Annotated in this window: 15 protein-coding genes and 1 pseudogene; 4 read left to right on the forward strand and 12 right to left on the reverse strand. The window is 42.1% G+C overall.

Annotated elements, in window-relative coordinates:
• Positions 1–3: 3 nt before the first annotated feature.
• The 4 genes and pseudogenes from AC4HAL_RS09575 to AC4HAL_RS09590 all read right to left on the reverse strand — a co-directional run bounded on the left by AC4HAL_RS09575 (position 4) and on the right by AC4HAL_RS09590 (position 3,727).
• Positions 4–807: pseudogene (locus AC4HAL_RS09575) on the reverse strand (DUF3114 domain-containing protein).
• 104 nt (positions 808–911) lie between these two features.
• Positions 912–1,403 (reverse strand): hypothetical protein, encoded by a 492-nt coding sequence (locus tag AC4HAL_RS09580; RefSeq protein ID WP_491093994.1) that lies wholly within the window; start codon positions 1,401–1,403, stop codon positions 912–914.
• A gap of 101 nt (positions 1,404–1,504) precedes the next feature.
• The gene (locus AC4HAL_RS09585) at positions 1,505–1,990 is read right to left on the reverse strand and encodes a hypothetical protein (protein ID WP_491093995.1); all 486 of its coding nucleotides are present in this window, start codon (positions 1,988–1,990) and stop codon (positions 1,505–1,507) included.
• A gap of 3 nt (positions 1,991–1,993) precedes the next feature.
• Entirely contained in the window at positions 1,994–3,727 is a 1,734-nt protein-coding gene (locus AC4HAL_RS09590) for a DUF3114 domain-containing protein (protein WP_491094006.1), read from the reverse strand.
• Positions 3,728–4,189: 462 nt separating this feature from the next.
• Between AC4HAL_RS09590 and AC4HAL_RS09595 the strand changes: the two genes are divergently transcribed.
• Genes AC4HAL_RS09595 through AC4HAL_RS09605 form a run of 3 tightly spaced genes read left to right on the forward strand, consistent with a single transcriptional unit; the run spans position 4,190 to position 5,603 of the window.
• The gene (locus AC4HAL_RS09595) at positions 4,190–4,945 is read left to right on the forward strand and encodes a class I SAM-dependent methyltransferase (protein ID WP_491093996.1); all 756 of its coding nucleotides are present in this window, start codon (positions 4,190–4,192) and stop codon (positions 4,943–4,945) included.
• A 12-nt stretch (positions 4,946–4,957) separates the two neighbouring features.
• On the forward strand, positions 4,958–5,305 hold the full coding sequence (locus tag AC4HAL_RS09600) for a cupin domain-containing protein (protein WP_447451471.1): 348 nt from the start codon (positions 4,958–4,960) through the stop codon (positions 5,303–5,305).
• Positions 5,298–5,603 carry a cupin domain-containing protein gene (locus AC4HAL_RS09605; RefSeq protein ID WP_447451472.1) on the forward strand — a complete coding sequence of 102 codons (306 nt, stop codon included), beginning with the start codon at positions 5,298–5,300 and terminating at the stop codon, positions 5,601–5,603. Before AC4HAL_RS09600 ends, AC4HAL_RS09605 begins: the two co-directional genes overlap by 8 nt.
• Before the next feature lie 235 nt (positions 5,604–5,838).
• Here the strand turns inward: AC4HAL_RS09605 and AC4HAL_RS09610 are convergent, their stop codons facing one another.
• The 3 genes from AC4HAL_RS09610 to AC4HAL_RS09620 form a co-directional block, all read right to left on the reverse strand.
• Positions 5,839–8,283, reverse strand: a complete 2,445-nt coding sequence (locus AC4HAL_RS09610; RefSeq protein ID WP_491093997.1) for a DNA translocase FtsK — start codon at positions 8,281–8,283, stop codon at positions 5,839–5,841.
• Positions 8,284–8,400: 117 nt separating this feature from the next.
• Entirely contained in the window at positions 8,401–9,465 is a 1,065-nt protein-coding gene (locus AC4HAL_RS09615) for an acyl-CoA dehydrogenase family protein (protein WP_491093998.1), read from the reverse strand.
• A gap of 1,033 nt (positions 9,466–10,498) precedes the next feature.
• Entirely contained in the window at positions 10,499–11,050 is a 552-nt protein-coding gene (locus AC4HAL_RS09620) for a carboxymuconolactone decarboxylase family protein (protein WP_491093999.1), read from the reverse strand.
• 945 nt (positions 11,051–11,995) lie between these two features.
• Between AC4HAL_RS09620 and AC4HAL_RS09625 the strand changes: the two genes are divergently transcribed.
• Positions 11,996–12,181 (forward strand): hypothetical protein, encoded by a 186-nt coding sequence (locus AC4HAL_RS09625; RefSeq protein ID WP_491094000.1) that lies wholly within the window; start codon positions 11,996–11,998, stop codon positions 12,179–12,181.
• Positions 12,182–12,337: 156 nt separating this feature from the next.
• Here AC4HAL_RS09625 and AC4HAL_RS09630 read toward each other — a convergent pair whose 3' ends face one another.
• The 5 genes from AC4HAL_RS09630 to AC4HAL_RS09650 form a co-directional block, all read right to left on the reverse strand.
• Positions 12,338–12,940, reverse strand: coding sequence for a response regulator transcription factor (locus AC4HAL_RS09630; protein ID WP_491094001.1), 603 nt, complete (start codon positions 12,938–12,940; stop codon positions 12,338–12,340).
• Positions 12,937–14,031, reverse strand: a complete 1,095-nt coding sequence (locus AC4HAL_RS09635; RefSeq protein WP_491094002.1) for a sensor histidine kinase — start codon at positions 14,029–14,031, stop codon at positions 12,937–12,939. Before AC4HAL_RS09635 ends, AC4HAL_RS09630 begins: the two co-directional genes overlap by 4 nt.
• Positions 14,031–14,777, reverse strand: a complete 747-nt coding sequence (locus AC4HAL_RS09640) for an ABC transporter permease (RefSeq protein WP_491094003.1) — start codon at positions 14,775–14,777, stop codon at positions 14,031–14,033. Before AC4HAL_RS09640 ends, AC4HAL_RS09635 begins: the two co-directional genes overlap by 1 nt.
• A complete protein-coding gene (locus AC4HAL_RS09645) occupies positions 14,764–15,660 on the reverse strand; it encodes an ABC transporter ATP-binding protein (protein WP_491094004.1) in 897 nt (298 codons plus the stop codon). The genes AC4HAL_RS09640 and AC4HAL_RS09645 overlap by 14 nt, the downstream gene beginning before the upstream one ends.
• Positions 15,661–16,343: 683 nt before the next feature.
• Entirely contained in the window at positions 16,344–16,709 is a 366-nt protein-coding gene (locus AC4HAL_RS09650; protein ID WP_491094005.1) for an EXLDI protein, read from the reverse strand.
• Positions 16,710–17,359: the final 650 nt, after the last annotated feature.

Raw genomic sequence — 17,359 nt, forward strand, 5'->3', positions numbered from 1 at the left:
TGTCTACCCCTTCAATCTATCGTTTGCATCCACTTCTGACTGGTCTTTATCATAGTAATCCGGTCTACTATTGTCGGTATCCGGATTATGCCAGTTCTTTCCGACCTCTCTTCTGACCTTAGGATCATATTTTGAAACGGGATTAGCGTCGACCTTATCATGATAATCACCATCGGCGTTCTCCGCATAGTTGACACTGTTGCCGTCCACCAGCTGCATCTGCTCCTCTTTGGTGTACTACTTATTGGGATCCGAGTTGACATTGCCATTCTCGTCTATCTCATAGGCATTCCACTGACTGACCAAATTACCATCCTTATCAACCACAAACTCGGTGTGGAAACCATCGCCTGAGCTGACATACTTAGAATTTTCGCCATATTTTTCAATATGGTCCTTATAATCCTTTGGCTCCCCTTGATACTTATTGTGATAACGGGCCTTTTCTCCCTTAAATTGATGATGGGGATGGGCGGCATTGTATTTCTTAATCCGCTCCAAATCATTGGCGGCCTCCGGATAAGCGGCACGCAGGGCATCATTGTTCTTCTTGTCCATGTAGTAGCGGAACTGATGGGTCTCCTGCGCGCAGGTATAGTCTTGACTGCCTTCTTTAAGATTTGTCGGTAATCCCTTGGGATAGGCACCTTGCACAATGCCGGAGAAGGTATTATCGAAATCAAGGGCATCGTCCATGTTTGTCGTAAACTTGTAGGCACCTTGCTGGTCACTGTCCGTGATTTTCATGTTAGTCATCTGCAGGAAGCCATTTTCATCAACCTTGGCTCCAAGCACCTTATAAATCATATCCAAGGTCTTTTCCTGACCTTCTTAACGGTCACTTTACGTCTACAACATTAATCTTTAAAATTGCTAGAATCTAGGATAAAGGAATATACTTAACAACGTTTTTATTCTATAATTTGGCGGAGGTACTTGTCTTTCTTGGCGACGGATTTATTGATGACACCGCCATTAAATTTTACATCATACACTTTATTATCAATTACAAAGAAATAAACACTTTTCACACCAGGACTATCTCCACGATATTCGTAACAACCATCAAAATCTTCATCACTAAAAGTATCTGCCTTTGGGTCAAACCTTAGTGTCTCCCAGTAGTCAGTATTGTCTTCAAGTGAATAATTGACACCGCCTTCATAATTGTTCCAATAAAGATAGATTTTTTGCGCCTTTTTAGGTCCGATATACTTACTTTCTTTACCGAACATAGCCTTTAGATCACTTGTTGTTGTTTTTCCAAAAATAATTTTGTCGTGAATTGTACTTACTGTTAGTCTATTTGAATTTTTTAAACCAGAGCATGCGGAAAGAAATATTAATGCGATAACACAAAGAAAAATCAGCTTTCTGCAAATCTGTACTTGAACTTTCCCCATCGTTCACAAACTTTGTTCCTAACTTCAGAAGCATACATGCTAACGGGAGCAGCGACGAATTTGCCACGTCAATTATGGAATTATGGGTTTAAAAATCGTAGTTAGTCCATTATCTGTCTAAGATATTTGTCCTGTTTGGCAATTTGTTTATCAGTTATTTCACCAAACATTGAGGTTCTAACTATATTATCCTTAATATAAAAACGGACATGAGTAAGCCCAAGCTTGTTAGAAGTATATGTGTAACAGACATCGTACTCATCGCCTTTACTATAAGAAGTTTTTACATATTTTTCTGTTTCAAAATAATCTGTATTGTCGTCTAGTCTCTCCATAGTGCCACCCTCAATATCATTATCTTCGTTATACAATTTAGAAATTGTATTTTGATTTGTTGTTTGCTCATCAGGATTACCATAAATTTTTAATAACTGTTTTTTTGTTGTTTTTCCATACACAATCGTGTCATGAATGTGTGCCACGGTTAATTTATCATTATGTTGAACTAAATTATTTTTCAACCCACAAGAGCTGAGGATAATGGTTATTGAAAATACAATTAGCATTCTTACTATCTTTTTATTCATTCGTTACTCCTTCAGTAGCTTATTTGCCCGATTCTCAGATTCATCTCTATCGAAATAATCCTCATCCGAAGAACGAGTACTTGGACTCTTCCACTTACTACCAACCTTTTTCCTCACCTCAGGATCATATTTTGAAACGGGATCTGAATCAACTTCCTCATGGTAATCACCGTCAGAGTTCTCCGCATAGTTGACACTGTTGCCGTCAACTAACTGCATCTGCTCCTCTTTGGTGTACTGCTTAGTTGGATCCGAGTTGACATTGCCATTCTCGTCTATCTCATAAGCATTCCATTGAGAAACTAAGTTGCCATCTTTGTCCACAATAAACTCTGAATGGAAACCGTCGCCTGAGCTGACATACTTAGAATTCTCACCATATTTTTCGATATGATCCTTATAGTCCTTTCTCTCACCTTGATATTTATTATGCAAACGAGCTTTTTCGCCAGTAAACTTACTGCTAGGGTGATCTTCATTATAGCGTTTGATACGTTCAAGGTCGTTCTTTTCATCAGGATAAGCGGCACGCAGGGCATCATTGTTCTTCTTATCCATATAGTAGCGGAACTGATGGGTCTCCTGCGCACGGGTAAAGTCTTGACTGCCTTCTTTAAGATTTGTCGGTAATCCCTTGGGATAGGCACCTTGCACAATGCCGGAGAAGGTATTATCAAAGGTAACGGCCTCATCCATGTTAGTCGTAAACTTGTAGGCACCTTGCTGGTCACTGTCCGTGATTTTCATGTTAGTCATCTGCAGGAAGCCATTTTCATCAACCTTGGCTCCAAGCACCTTATAAATCATATCCAAGGTCTTTTCCTGACCTTCTTGGGTATCCTTGTAGGCAACGGTCATCATCTTATTAAAGAGAGCAGAACCAACAATATGGGCATTATTGAAGCACTCGCCCAGCTGAGCGGCAATGCTCATCTCCTTATTAGGATCATAAGATGCATTAACCGTGTCAATATAGCCGTCCTTGATGGCCTTCTTGTTCCAGCCGTCTGTTCTTAGGGTCTGAGCCTGAGTCCGAAGGGTGCTGACATACTCTTGAAAATCAGCATCCGACATCCCTTCCGGACGCTTGACGCCGTAATCCTTGGCAAACTGGCGGTTATCCCAATTGGTATTAACCGTCTCTGTCCAGCCCAAACTCTCCGCACTGGGAATGGTGAAAGTTCCATTAAAAGCAGGAAGACCGTTTATAGCAGAAAAAGCACTTGATAAGCTGCTGTCACTCCTTGACAACCCCTCAAAAAAGGTCGTAGAAATCGTGCTATAGGCGTTTAAAGCGGCAATCTGACGCTGAACCTTGTCTTTTTGGGCACGCGTATTATCTAAATTTCTTTGAGCATCTGAGGCATCTTCGCCATTGCTATTGGCGGTGTCTACAGCTGACTGATAGCTCGTCTCCATTGAAATCAGAGAATCTAACTGAGCCTGTAAGATATCCGTATCCAAGCTTTCATTTCCTAAATCTTCGGTATTGCGGTATTCACTTGGTAACTTGCTAACAGCTTCATCTAAACCTTCTTCATAGAGAATCGCCGCTTTTAATAAAGGCACTAATACAGAGTTCGCATAAGTTTTAGCACTGTCATAGGCTTGTCCTGTTAAGCTGCTTTCGCCGGCAAAGGCATTTAGAGCAGTTATCACTTTTTCGTAAGCTGTTATACGACTTTCTGCCGCTGCTGTCATGGTGCTGCTCTGAGTATCAGAACTGCCTAAGTCCATTTTAACCACGTCTTTTTAATCTCCTTGCATTATAATTTTCTTAAGTTTTAAGATGGTTTTAGTCTAGCATAATGTATTACCTCTTGCAATGAACGATGAAAAAAATTTAAGACTTGTGAGGAACAGCTATTTCTGTTGTGATAAACTTTCGTTTAGTAGCAGCTATGTTATTGTAGTGCTTTTAATCTACATCGTTGATCTTTCCCATAGTTTTTTTGTAATGATTCCAATGAATAGATTTATCCAGTAAATGCTTACTGGGCTGGCTTCTTTTTGTTAGAATGAAGGTCTAAACCAAAACCTATTTTCTACAAACTGAGTATGTCTGCGATCCTGCATAAGCCAAAAGTCTTGGGAGAGCTTGTGAATTCAGAAATAGACTGAACCAAGTTCCGTTCATTTGTGGGATAGGTTAAGCAAGGCAAATTGGCTCTTAGTATCTTAAATAAAGGAGTAAGGCAAATGGCACAAAAAGAACTAGGGCATCATTTCTTAGCCAGACTCGGCAAGAAGCGGCTGCGTCCTGGCGGGGTTACAGCCACTAATTGGCTAATGGAACAGGGGCAGTTCAGCAAAGATAAAGAGGTCTTAGAAGTTGCCTGCAATCAGGGAACGACTGCTATTGATTTGGTTCAGACTTATGGCTGCCATGTCAGAGGAGTTGATACTGATACTGACGCTTTAAAAAAAGCCAAAAAAGCTATTGCTCAGGCTGGTCTTGAGGAATTCATTCAGATCCAAGAGGCTAATGCCATGAAATTGCCTTTTGACGATAACTCTTTTGACATTGTTATCAATGAGGCTATGCTGACCATGCTCCAAGGCAAATCCAAGAAGCGGGCAATCACGGAATACAGACGCGTCCTAAAACCGGGAGGCCTGTTGTTGACACATGATGTTGCCTATGAGGATCCCCATTTGGAACAGACTTTAGAAAAGCTGAGAACCACCATTAATGCTAATGTCCAGCCCCTTCAAGTTGATGACTGGAAAAATCTTTATCAGGAAATGGGGTTTAGACAAGTACATGCAACCTACGGCCAAATGTCCCTGATGTCTCTGTCAGGGATGATCAGAGACGAAGGCCTTGGGGGGACGTGCAAAATTTTCTACCGAGGCATGAAAAAGGAAAATCGTCAGCAATTTTGGAAGATGTATCGTTTTTTTAACCAAACAGGGAAAGACCTGCGTTATATCGCTGTAGCCAGTCAAAAATAAGGAGGAAATATTATGCGTTATATTGATAAATTAGAGCCTGCACATATTCTGGATTTAAGTAAGGAAGTTCCTATCGCTGAGGAACAGATACTTAGTAAAACCTTAGTTCAGCGACCAGATCTCGGTATGACACTCTTTTCTCTGGATAAGGGACAGGAGATTGGCCGCCATTCTTCTCCAGGTGATGCCTTGGTTCAGGTCTTGTCTGGTAAGGTTACGATTACAATCGCTGATAAGAACTTTGAACTCATCGCTGGGCAATCTATCCTTATGCCTGCTGAGATCCCTCACGCCCTCTTTGCCAAGGAAGCCTTCCAGATGCTGCTGACTGTTGTCAAGCCGGAGGCTGATCATGATTGAATCGTTTTCTCATCTTGTAAGCTACTACAAACAGCAGATCGCCAGCCGCTCACTCAGCCAAAAACTTGGGCTCGATCAGACGATTACTCTATATGCTTTTGATAAGGGGGAAAACATCAGCGAAGAGGTCAGTACAGGAGATAAGCTGCTACAGGTATTAGAGGGGCAGCTCCTGGTTAGCTTAGACCATCAAGCGATACAGCTTAAAAAGGATAGTTTGTTAGCAATTCATAAGGGACAGCGATTAGCTCTGGAAGCCTGTGAACAGAGCAAACTCTTGCAGATTGATTTTAATTAAACTGAAGCATTTTTCGGCTTACTTTAAATCATAAAAAAGCCGTTAATCATCTTGGTTCCTCACCTTCAAGCGTTTGGCAGGCTATTGTGCACGATTATTGCTACTCTCACTCATAAACCGTTGAAGCCAACTTTCTTTTATAGCTTTAATTTATCTTGATTTTCTTGAAACCTTAAGAAAGAAAAAAAGAGAGAGACAACCAGAAATCAGCGATTGAGGTTGTACCGCTCTCTTTTTATTGATTGGTCATTAAAACTTTGCGTGGTTTAGTACCTTCAGCTGGTCCGATGACGCCAGCTTCTTCTAGTTCTTCCATTAGACGCGTGGCACGGTTGAAGCCAACCGATAGACGGCGCTGCAGCATGGAGGCACTGGCTTTCTGTGTCCCCAAGACGAGAGCCTTAGCTTCCTCAAATAAGGGATCACCGTCTGCAGTTTCACTGCTACCAGATAAATCACCGTCTGTTTCGGATACTTCACCTGGATCAAAGCTGTCATCATAATCTGCTTCTGCCTGTTCTTTAATATAGTCGACAATGCGTTCAACATCATCATCAGAAATAAAGGAGCCCTGCAGGCGGACAGGATGGTTTTCGTCAATTGGCTTAAAGAGCATATCTCCGCGACCAAGCAATTTTTCTGCGCCGTTCTCATCCAAAATCGTCCGACTATCAGTACCTGAGGATACGGCAAAGGCAATACGGGAAGGTACATTAGCCTTAATCAAACCGCTGATGACATCGACAGAAGGACGCTGGGTGGCCAAAATCATATGGATACCAGCTGCACGCGCTTTTTGTCCCAAACGGATAATGGCATCTTCAACTTCCTTGCTGGCGACCATCATCAAGTCTGCCAACTCATCAACGATAACAACAATCAAGGGCAGGGGGATGCGTTTCTCATCAGAATGCGCATTAAAATCTTCTACCTTAGCATTGTAACCTGCAATATTACGGACACCAACATGGCTAAAGAGTTCATAACGATTCTCCATCTCATCTACAACCTTCTGCAAAGCCTTAGCAGCCTTGCGCGGGTTGGTAACAACTGGAATGAGGAGGTGGGGAATATCGTTGTAAACTGATAATTCAACCATCTTAGGATCAATCATCATGAATTTGACCTGATCGGGGCGAGCCTTCATTAGGATAGAAGCAATGATACCATTGACCGCTACAGACTTACCAGAGCCGGTCGATCCAGCCACCAGCAAGTGAGGCATACGGGCTAAATCAAAGCTGCGAGCAGTACCGTTAACAGCCTTTCCCAAAGGCACTTCTAAAAGCTTATTAGCGTCTGTCTTGGCTTGTTCCCAGAGCTCACGGAAACTGACTGTGGCGATTTCAGAGTTCGGCACTTCAATACCAACCAGTGATTTTCCAGGAATTGGCGCTTCGATCCGCACATCTTTTGCGGCAAGCGCCAGAGCTAAGTCATCGGCAAGATTAGAGATACGGTTGACACGGACTCCAACGGCCGGTTTTATTTCATACTTAGTGACTGAAGGTCCAATTTCTGCTCGCTCAACACTAGCCTTGATTCCAAAACTGGCGAAGGTTTCTTCCAAAATCTTGATATTCTCACGGACAATCTTCTTTTCCTTAGACTGATTTTTAGGTTTATCGGGTGCAAAAAGATCAATAGTAGGCAGCTTGTAGAGGAGGGTTTGTTTGGGGGTGAAGTCTACTTCAACGGATTCATCAGTTTGGGCGTCTTCCTGCTCTTGTGGAGAGGAGGAAGCTTGATCGGCCCGAGGCACCTCCACTTCTTCATCTGGGTAAGGGAAATGATAGTTTTTAAAATCCTGCTGAGAATAAGCTGGCTCGTCTTCAGCTTCATCATATCCACCTAAAATTACTGGTTCATTGGCCGATGCTGCTGAAGCAAGAGGGCTGTCATCCGAAAGAATTTCGCCTGTTTGGGGATCGATTTGATAATCAAATTCGGCATCCACATCCATTTTTTCTGCTTCTTGCTGGGCTGCTGTCTGCTTAGACTGCCTTTTTTCTCTGCGCTTCTGCTCACGACGGGCTTCCATTTGCAAACTCGTCTGATCAATCCGATCGCTGAGACTGCTGCCTGTGCGCTTAAAGAAATTCATGACATCATAGACATCCCACGAACTCATCAGATAAAGACCCAGGATAATCAAGAGACCACCGATTAAATAGGAACCAATATTAGAAAATAGAAAGGCTACAGGTTTATAAATAATAGCACCGATCAGGCCACCTCCCATGAAATGGGTCACGGCAACATTTTTTAAATCAGCTGTTACTAAGCGAAAGGTTCCTGCCAAAACGTCCCGTTTTTTCATGACTTCCATAGAGAAGAGGTAGGCATGAAAGATCAGCATCAGACCCGCCATAACTGAGATATATCCTGACATAAAACCGACACGCTTTTGCAACCACTTACCAGCAAAGAGATAAAAGAGCAGTCCAAACATTGCTGGATAGGCTAGACTTCCTACGAGGACACGAACGAGATTATAAGCTGTTATACCAAAGACTCCCAGTCGGATGATCGCAAAGAAGAGCACAAAAGCGGTCAAAAAAGCCACAAGCATTTTTCTGATGGCTTTTTTACGTTCACGCTCTGCCTTAGTTGGGCGCTTGTCTTTCCTACCTTGATTATTCGTTTTATTGTTTGATTTTTTCGATTTTGATTTAGCCATAGTATGACTATTATAGCATTTTTTAGAAGATATGAAGCGAGCAGCTAATTAAAAAATCAGCCCCTATCAGGACTGACCAGATTGCAATTGTAAAAAATTTTACTGTTTTGAGATAGACTAGGCCGCTAAGATATGACGCAATTGTACAGCGCTAGGGGAAACAATGGGCAAAAAAGCTCCTTCCTGCCAACGTCTGGCAAAACTAGAATTTGACGCCTTAATATAACCGCGTCCGCCTACGGCCTGAAGTTCCAAAAGCAGGCTGTCAGCCACCACCTGAACAATATCAATACGCAGTTGAAAAAGTTCACGAACGTGCTGCAAAAAATAGGCAGGGCTCCCTAAGCCACTGTAGAGATGAGTCTTAATACGATTGAGTTCAGCCAATGTATCTTGGTAACTATCTTGCAGTACCAAGCGGTTAGCAGAAAGATTGGTTTCGACCTCAGTCAAAGAGCGCTGAGCTAAACCAAATGCCAGACCAAACTGATAGCCTAGAAAGGCAGGGCGGGTCTCTGCTATAAATCGCTTGGCATCTCGTGACAATACCCAGTTTTCATCTAAGGGGATCATATTAAAGGTCAAGGCGGCTGTGTTAGCCCCTTGCAGAGAAATAAATTCCAAATCTTGCGAACGCTTAATACCAGCGGATTTAGGAACAGCCAAAATTAAAGGCGGCCGCTCATCGCTCTGATCATAAGCTGCAGCAAAAACCGCAATATAGTTATCTGAGCGGACATTAGTCACCCAAGGTAAACGTCCGTGAAGGTAGTAATGCCCATCTTCTTCAATAACTTTAACTTCGAGCTCTTCAATATCTGAAAGGTATTTGACACAGTTCGACAGCCCTGTACCAGCAGACACCCTTCCTGTTAATACATCATCCAACCAGGTCTCTCTGGGATAAGGATTATCACTAGCTAAAATATTTTCAATAAAGGTTCGATGCCCCCAGCTGATAAAAGCAGCTGTTAAAGAATGATAGCTCAGTTCTGTTAATACATCAATAACATCTTGGTAGCTTCCTCCCATGCCTCCCAATTCCCTAGGGACGCCAATCCTAAAAACACCCTGAGCAGCAATACGTTCTAAGAGACTGTCAGCCAAAGCACCTGAATGCTGATCGAGAGTATCAGCATTGTCATCCAACCAACTAATAAAATCATTTGAAAAATAACTCATAAGGTCTCCTTACACCAAGATACCAAGCCGTTAAGCACTCCAAAGGAATTTAGGAAATGGAGTGACGATTCATTGGGAATCGAGCGACATTTATCTAATTCCACAGGAGTGTAGGCGGGTTCAATTATCAAGATACCAAGCCGTTAAGCGACTCAAAGAAATTTAGGGAGCCTGACGAAGAATCTCCGAAGATTCTAGGAGGGCGAGTCTAATTTCACAGAGTCGTAGGCGGGTTCAATTACCAAGATACCAAGCCGTTAAGCGACTCAAAGAAATTTAGGGAGCTTGACGAAGAATCCCCGAAGATTCTAGGAGGGCGAGTCTAATTTCACAGAGTCGTAGGCGGGTTCAATTACCAAGATACTAAGCCGTAAGCGACTCAAAGAAATTTAGGGAGTCCTCCTAGAATCCCAGAAGATTCTAGGAAAGCGAGTCTAATTTCATAGAGTCGTAGGCGGGTTCAATTATCAAGATACCAAGGGCGGCCGCGGATTAAGCAAAAATAGGAGGTTCGACGAAGACGCTTGCGTCTAGGAAGAAACTATCTTTTTTGCACAAGCCGCAGCCCGTGTTCAATTATTAAGATACAAAGAACCGATTCGCTAAGCAAAAATTTCCGATAGGAAAATAGGGGAGCGACGCTGTGTACTTGCACACAAGAAGCGCCTTCTTTTTCCCGAGGAAATTAGGCTCGGGTTCAATTTACAAAGTATCGCTAAGACCTTAGGTCTTGCTCTACTACACAAACTACCATGGTAGTTTGCTATGCCAATTACTAACTTCGAACCTTCGGTACGATCGACCGTAGGTTCGAAGTGTCGCAATTCTCAAGATAGGACAGAGGCTTCTTATCTAAGTGCTCTGCACTTGTTACCAAACGCCAATCACTAGAGTGAATTGGCTAGCTCCCCCATTAATTCTGTTTGATTAGTGAGAGCGACTAACCAAGTTTGATGTTGCAAAACCGCTCTAATTAACCAATGGGTTAGAGGGTAGAATTGCGCTTACAAAGCAAACGTCATCAGAGCAGTCGCTATTTTGCGTAGGGCTGCAATTCAGGATTGATTGGTGTATCTGCCATATTATTAGCATAGTTGCAAAGAGTTGCGAGACTAACCCCTAAAACAACATCTAGGGCATTTTCGTGCGTGTAGCCAGCTTCCAGAAAATCAGCAAATGCTTCATCACCGACACGGCCTTTAGTATTGATAACAGCAATGGTAAATTTAGCCAAGGTATCTAGTTTAGGTTCTGAATCAATAGGAGTACTATTTCTAAGGGCTTCCAATAGATCAGGGGCCATTTGAATCTGCTTAATGGAAAAAGCTGTATGACCAGCTACGCAGAAGGCACAGCCATTAGTCACAGCAGCTGTAATCTGAATGACCTCTCTTTCTGTCGGTGTCAAGCTGTTACGGCGGTTAATTTCTCCTACTGTACGGTAAGTTTCCAAGGCTGTCGGGGCATTAGCCAACAGACCAATCAAGTTAGGAATATAGCCGCCGTTATCCGCTTCAACTGTTTTTAATGTGTCCTGGACAGCTTCCGGAGCCGTTTCAATGGTATGAATAGAAAATGTAGACATAAATATTTCTCCTTTTACTAAGATACGGCAGAGACTTGTTATCTAAGTGCTCCGCACTTGATACCAAACGAGGCTGGACAAAAACTTGTCCAACATTCCTGTTTTGGAATAAGCTCTTGACGCAGTGGTTGGGAGTAAGACTTGTTGGCTAGGCCAACTTAGTCTTACCCCTGCACAGTTCATTAGGTGCTTTAGCACCAATGAGCCACTGCTGGCTGGCTTTCCTTTTGCCACAAGGCCAAAGCGGAAAACTTAAGCAAATGTGATGAACGCTGTTCATCCTATCTCCAATCTCCAAAGGTTCCTCGGACCTTTGGAGCTGTGCGGGGGTGGGAGTGAAACGGTCTGGGGAGAGACCGTCTCAGGTCGCCACCTTAAAACCAGGACGTGGTGAGAACCAAAATTTTCAATTTTTGGGTTGATCCCACTCCCTACCTCACCCACTAACTCCGTTTGGCTAGTAAAATCGACTAACCAAACGGAGTGTCGCTAAGGGCCGTTTCGCTTAACGAAAATTCCTAACCGAAAGAAAGGAAATAGACGTAGAGCACTTGCGTCTAGGAAAAAGCGATCTTTTTGCACAATCCGCAGCCCAAGTTCAATTAACAAGATACAAAGAAGCAGTTCGCTAAGCGAAAATCTCTGACCGAAAAATAGGCGACAGATGCCGTGTCCTTGGACACAAGGAAGTCGAGCTTTTTTCCGAAGAGATTAGCTTCATGTTCATTTATTAATTTCCCCTATGGTATCACGCTAGAACAGGTTTGCCTAATCTATATTTTTTATATTGGGCTATAAAAAATTCGCCTAACAACTATGAGCAGATTGCTTGCTTTCATATCCAATATAGGCTTAAGTGAGTTATTCTTAAATCTTCCCAATTATTCCCAGTCAACTCAAAAACTCCCAGATATGGCAGATGCTTCTGGGAGTTTTTATTTTATAATGAGAAAAATATGCATTTTCTTTCGGACTATGCAGGCGATATTTACAGGGAACTGGATGAGTTACCAAAGAGCTTATCCGAGTTCCCCCCTTGCCCTTTCTGGAAACTATACAAAAGAAATGGACTATCCTTCTCTTAAATTGCGTAAAAAAGGGGCTGGAACAGATACTCATGGCGCTCAGTAAGCATGGACACCTGTCCCACTCTTTTTGATTTTACTCCTTATTGCTTTGAGAATGAGATTTAATGCAATTATGCTAGCTCACTCTGTCTACATGCACTTCTAAGTTTGTACTGCTCTCCAAAAGTTCGTCAATTAATTTTAGAGCTGCCCAATTTCGTTACAACCATTCATTCTTTTGGGCGATATTGACAGCATCCATGCGGTTTTTGGCATCCAGCTTAGTCAAGATAGATGACATATAGTTACGGATCGTACCGTTTGACAAGAAAAGTTCTTCTGCAATCTCTTTATTGCTTAACCCCCGTGCCACATGCCCTAGTACTGCCAGTTCCTGTTTGCTAAGTGGGTTGCGGCTACCAACTAAATTTTCCATCAATTCAGGTGAGTATTCTTTTTTGCCTGCAAGAACTGTGTGTATGGTCGTCATCAGCTCATCAGTTGAGCGGTCCTTAAGCACATAAGCGTCTACACCGGCTTTGATGGCTCTTTGAAAATAACCTGCACGCTTGAAAGTCGTTACAATGATAACCTTGATGTCCATGCCCTGATGCTCACGAACCCACTCCAGCACATCGAGTCCCGTTCTCTTTGGCATTTCAACATCTAGAATAGCGGCATCAACAGCCTGTTTTTGCAGCTGAGCTATCGCTTCGTCTCCATCTGCAGCCTGATAAATTTCCTCCACATCATCTTCCATGAGTAAAAGCTGACAAAGCGCATCCCGCAGCATGGCCTGATCTTCTGCAACTAATAATTTCATAGCCCATCTCCTTCTTCTAAGGTCACACGAATAAGCGTTGGATTTTGGTTAGATAAAATCACAACATCTCCCTTAACCAGCTGCAGGCGCTCTTTGATGGAATGCAACTCCTCACCAGTCAGCTGGGCAAAACCGCAGCCATTATCACTGACATCAATCACTAGCTCACCAGTTCTGTAGAGCTTGATGTGACACTGATTAGCTCCAGCATGCTTAATAATGTTGGTGGTTAGTTCTCGTAAAATCATGGTCATGCTAGACTGAATAACTGGTGATAGCGCAGCTAAGTCCAACTGATTATCCACTGTCAGGCCAATGTCTGACAGGGCAAACACCTCAGTGATATTATCTAATTCCTCTGCCACTGTACGGTACTTAAGGTTGTTAACCAACCCGCGGACATCTTTCATTGACTTCTGACTGATTTGTTTGAGCTCCAGCAGTTCCTTGCGAACAGCGACTGGATTATCTTTATCGAGCTGTTTGAGCGCCAACTCTGTCTTTAAAGTCATCATGGCAAAGGTATGTCCCAGCGTGTCATGTAAATCTCGTCCGATTCTATTGCGTTCATTTTCAGCGGTCAGGAGATTAATTTCCTTATTTTTCTGATAAATTTCCTCTTTAACCTTACTTTCCAAATAATTCTGCCGCTGAAAATAGTGCATAGCAATGATAAAGGTGGTAATCAGCACTGTCATTACTTTTTCTATGACTGTTGGGGTAAAGAACAATCCCCACATCATAACAATCATTAGACCAAGCATATAAGATATCGTTCGGTAGCTCCGCATGTCATCTCCAAATCGCCAAACCAACAGATTCACGAGATAAAAGAAAAACCACATCATATTAGGCTCAATCGCAAAAGTCATTCCAAGAATATAGCCAAGCAGATAGAACCAAAGGACAGCAAGTATGCTTTGATACTGATTACGAAGGTGGATAATCAAAATATAGGCTATCATGAACAAAAGAGACGGCCCCAGCGTCCACATAGGATAATCAAACCACAATACCCCTCCTAAGGGAAAAATCATGAAGACCAGCCCTACATAGTAGAGTGAGTCTGTTTTTTGAAAGGGTTGAAACATTAGTTTACCTCAAGTTTTTTTCCGACTGCCAGAGCAATCATTAAAACTATGATAGCATATCCCAGAAGAATGAACAGAGACTGAATGGAAAAATCATCTTTGAAATAAGAAATCAAAAGATTATTGAGGTGGTAGGTTGGGGTCACCTTGGCTAGTTTCTGCATGAAATCTGGGAAAGTCTGCACTGGCATCCAGAGGCCGCCCAAGACAGCCAAACCCAGATAGAAAATATTAGCAACCAGCGAGAGGGTTTGCGAAGATTTGATATGGGCAAAAAGGGCACCAAAGGGCATAAAACAGACGGCTCCAGCAAATAAAACCACTGCACTGAGCAGCCAATCTTTGGCAGACATATCGACATCCTTGAAAAAATATCCTGCGGCAAAAACCACCAAAATAGCTAAGACAAAGTGAATAAGAATCGTTAAAATTTTACTGATATAGTATTGCCATATAGGAATGGGACTGTGCTGAATACTTCTGAGGCGGTTACCATTTCGATCTTCTTGAAAAGCAAAGGGCAAGGAAAAAAAGGCAAAACTAAGGCTGGAAAAGGCTGTCATCTGCATCATGTACTGACGCACCCAATAGGCAACTTGGTCTTTAGGCATACTGTCTTCATTGGCCCATATGCTGGTAAAGAGGAGAAAGAAAACTAGCGGCATGCCAATCCCCATAACTAGATTGGATAAAGAGCGTTTATTGATGAGGTACTCCTGATAAAGGATTGCTTTAAGCGTTTTCATGATCATTCTCCTTTGCCATATCAAAAATAGTATTTAAAAGCGTACGATTGGTCATTTCGATGTCTTCAATTGGGCACTTGGCCTCTGCCAGTAAATCCCAAATATGCTGAGGTTGCCTGCTGCTAAAGGAAATAGTGTCTGTCTTGATAGTCAAATCTTGAATATTCTGCCCTTCAACAGCAAAGAGGTAGCCAGCAGGTAGGGTAAAGACCTTCTCCTTTTCTTCTGAGCGCATCAGATAAGGCGTCGTGTCCCGCAGTAATTTTCCTTGGTGCAAGACCAAGATCCTATCTGCCGTATGCTCTACTTCTTCAATGTAATGGCTGGAATAAATAATGGTCTTGCCAGCCTTTTTCAAGTCAGCAACAATTTCCCAAAAACGCTTGCGCGTATTGGTATCCATACCGGCTGTCGGTTCATCCAAGAAGATGATGTCAGGTTGGCCAACCAAGACTTGCACAAAGGCCAGAAGGCGTCTTTGACCGCCAGATAATTTTTCGGCGAATTGATGTTTTTGCTGGTCAGAAAATTGCAGCAAACCATCAATTTCTTTATCAGACAGAGGATCTGAATAAATAGCTTTTTGAAAATTGAGGAGCTCAGAAACCCTCATCTTTTCTTCTGTCAGGTTCTCCTGAAAAAGGATGCCTACTTTTCCTTTAAGCTGCGAAGACTGGGGATTCTGCCTCAGTACAGTGATGGTTCCTTCTGTCTGAGCATAATCTCCCAGCAGGCAGTTAAAGAGTGTTGTTTTGCCTGAACCATTAGGTCCAATTAAGGCCAGACAATCGCCCTCCTTAACCTCAAAGGAAATACCCTCCAGAACCTTTTTTGATTTAAATTGTTTGGATAAGTTTGAAACGTTTATAACAGTAGTTGCCATTGCCATACTCCTTTTACTAAGATGCGGCAGAGGCTTGTTATCTAAGTGCTCCGCACTTGATACCAAACGCCAATCACTATGGTGAATTGGCTACCTCTCCCACTAACTTCGTTTGGTTAGTAAAATCGACTAGCCAAACGTCGTCTCGCTAAGCCGTTAAGCACTCCAAAGAAATTTAGGGAGCCTGACGAAGAATTCCCAAAGATTCTAGGAAGGTGAGTCTAATTTCACAGAGTCGTAGGCGGGTTCAATTATCAAGATACGGCAGAGGCTTGTTATCTAAATGCTCCGCACTTGATACCAAACGAGGCTGGACAAAAACTTGTCCAACATTCCTGTTTTGGAATAAGCTCTTGACGCAGTGGTTGGCTGGCTTTCCTTTTGCCACAAGGCCAAAGCGGAAAACCTAGCCAACTGTGCGGGGGTGGGAAGACGAACCAAAATTTTCAATTTTTGGGTTCTTTCCCACTCCCTACCTCTCCCACTAACTTCGTTTGGTTAGTAAAATCGACTAGCCAAACGTCGTGTCGCTAAGCCGTTAAGCACTCCAAAGAAATTTAGGGAGCCTGACGAAGAATCTTCAAAGATTCTAAGAAGGTGAGTCTAATTTCACAGACTAGACAGCATATCTTTTTTACACAGCCTTTAGAGCGTTTATTTAGGCGGTATGTTTTTAATGATTTCTAAATATCTAGATATTCGGTGACTTCACCATGCTGAACTTTTTCCGCCAGTTTGTGAATGATATCTTTTCCCAAATATTTTGTTAAAGTTTCCAAATCATCTGCCACTTCAAAAAGGGTATTTTCATTAATATCACTTGGATCAAAGTTTGCGTTTTCCCTATCTTTATTCCAGTAATACCAGTTAGGATCTGTTCGCTCATAATAAACATAGTGTTGCTTTTTTGTCAGGTAAACTCTTTTTGAGATTTGTTTTTGTTCATCCTCAGTTTTGACAGTTTGGGAGTAAATTTTAATTCCTTGAAAGACTTTATAGCTGCGGATACCATCTTCTAAAAGTTTAAGTTTGATCTCCTCATAGGTCATTTTAGTCCCTCCTTTGTAACTATTAAGGTAGGAGAAGGTTGCCATTTCTTCCTAGTCTGTTAATTCTTCGATAAGAAATTGAGTAATACTGATTAAACAATCGCTGAAATTAACAAGCCCATAAATTCTCCCAGATATGAAAAGGCCACTTCAATCTTCAACTGTTCAAAAACAGTTGTAAAGGTACTCAAGACTGTGCAAACCACTCCAATAGGGTATAAATGCTATCAGATACTTTGATTTTCATAATATTTTCTTTCTGGTTTAAGTTTATCGAAAAAGAGCAAAACTTTTCAGCATCTAATGTCATGACATGATATGACTTTTGTCATATCTGAAAATAAAATGTTGACTTGAAGAACCACTTAAATGCATTAACTAGCGTTAGGAAATCTACATTACAACCAATTCGTTATCCATGTCCATTTATACTCTTTACTACGCTTTGGTTTATTCACTGACTCATTTTTCATATTCTTATTAAAAAAATTCCGATAAAAAACAAGTCTCTACTTCTGAGACTTGTCAGACCGAAGACAAACTTCTTTTTGGGAGTTTGTCTTTTTTTAAAAATTCTCTAGAAAAATATGGCCTGAGGTGACAATAACTAAGGTATTTACTTGAATTTGGTCAAAATAAAAAGGCCTTCC

Source organism: Streptococcus sp. ELY_125, assembly GCF_058314535.1.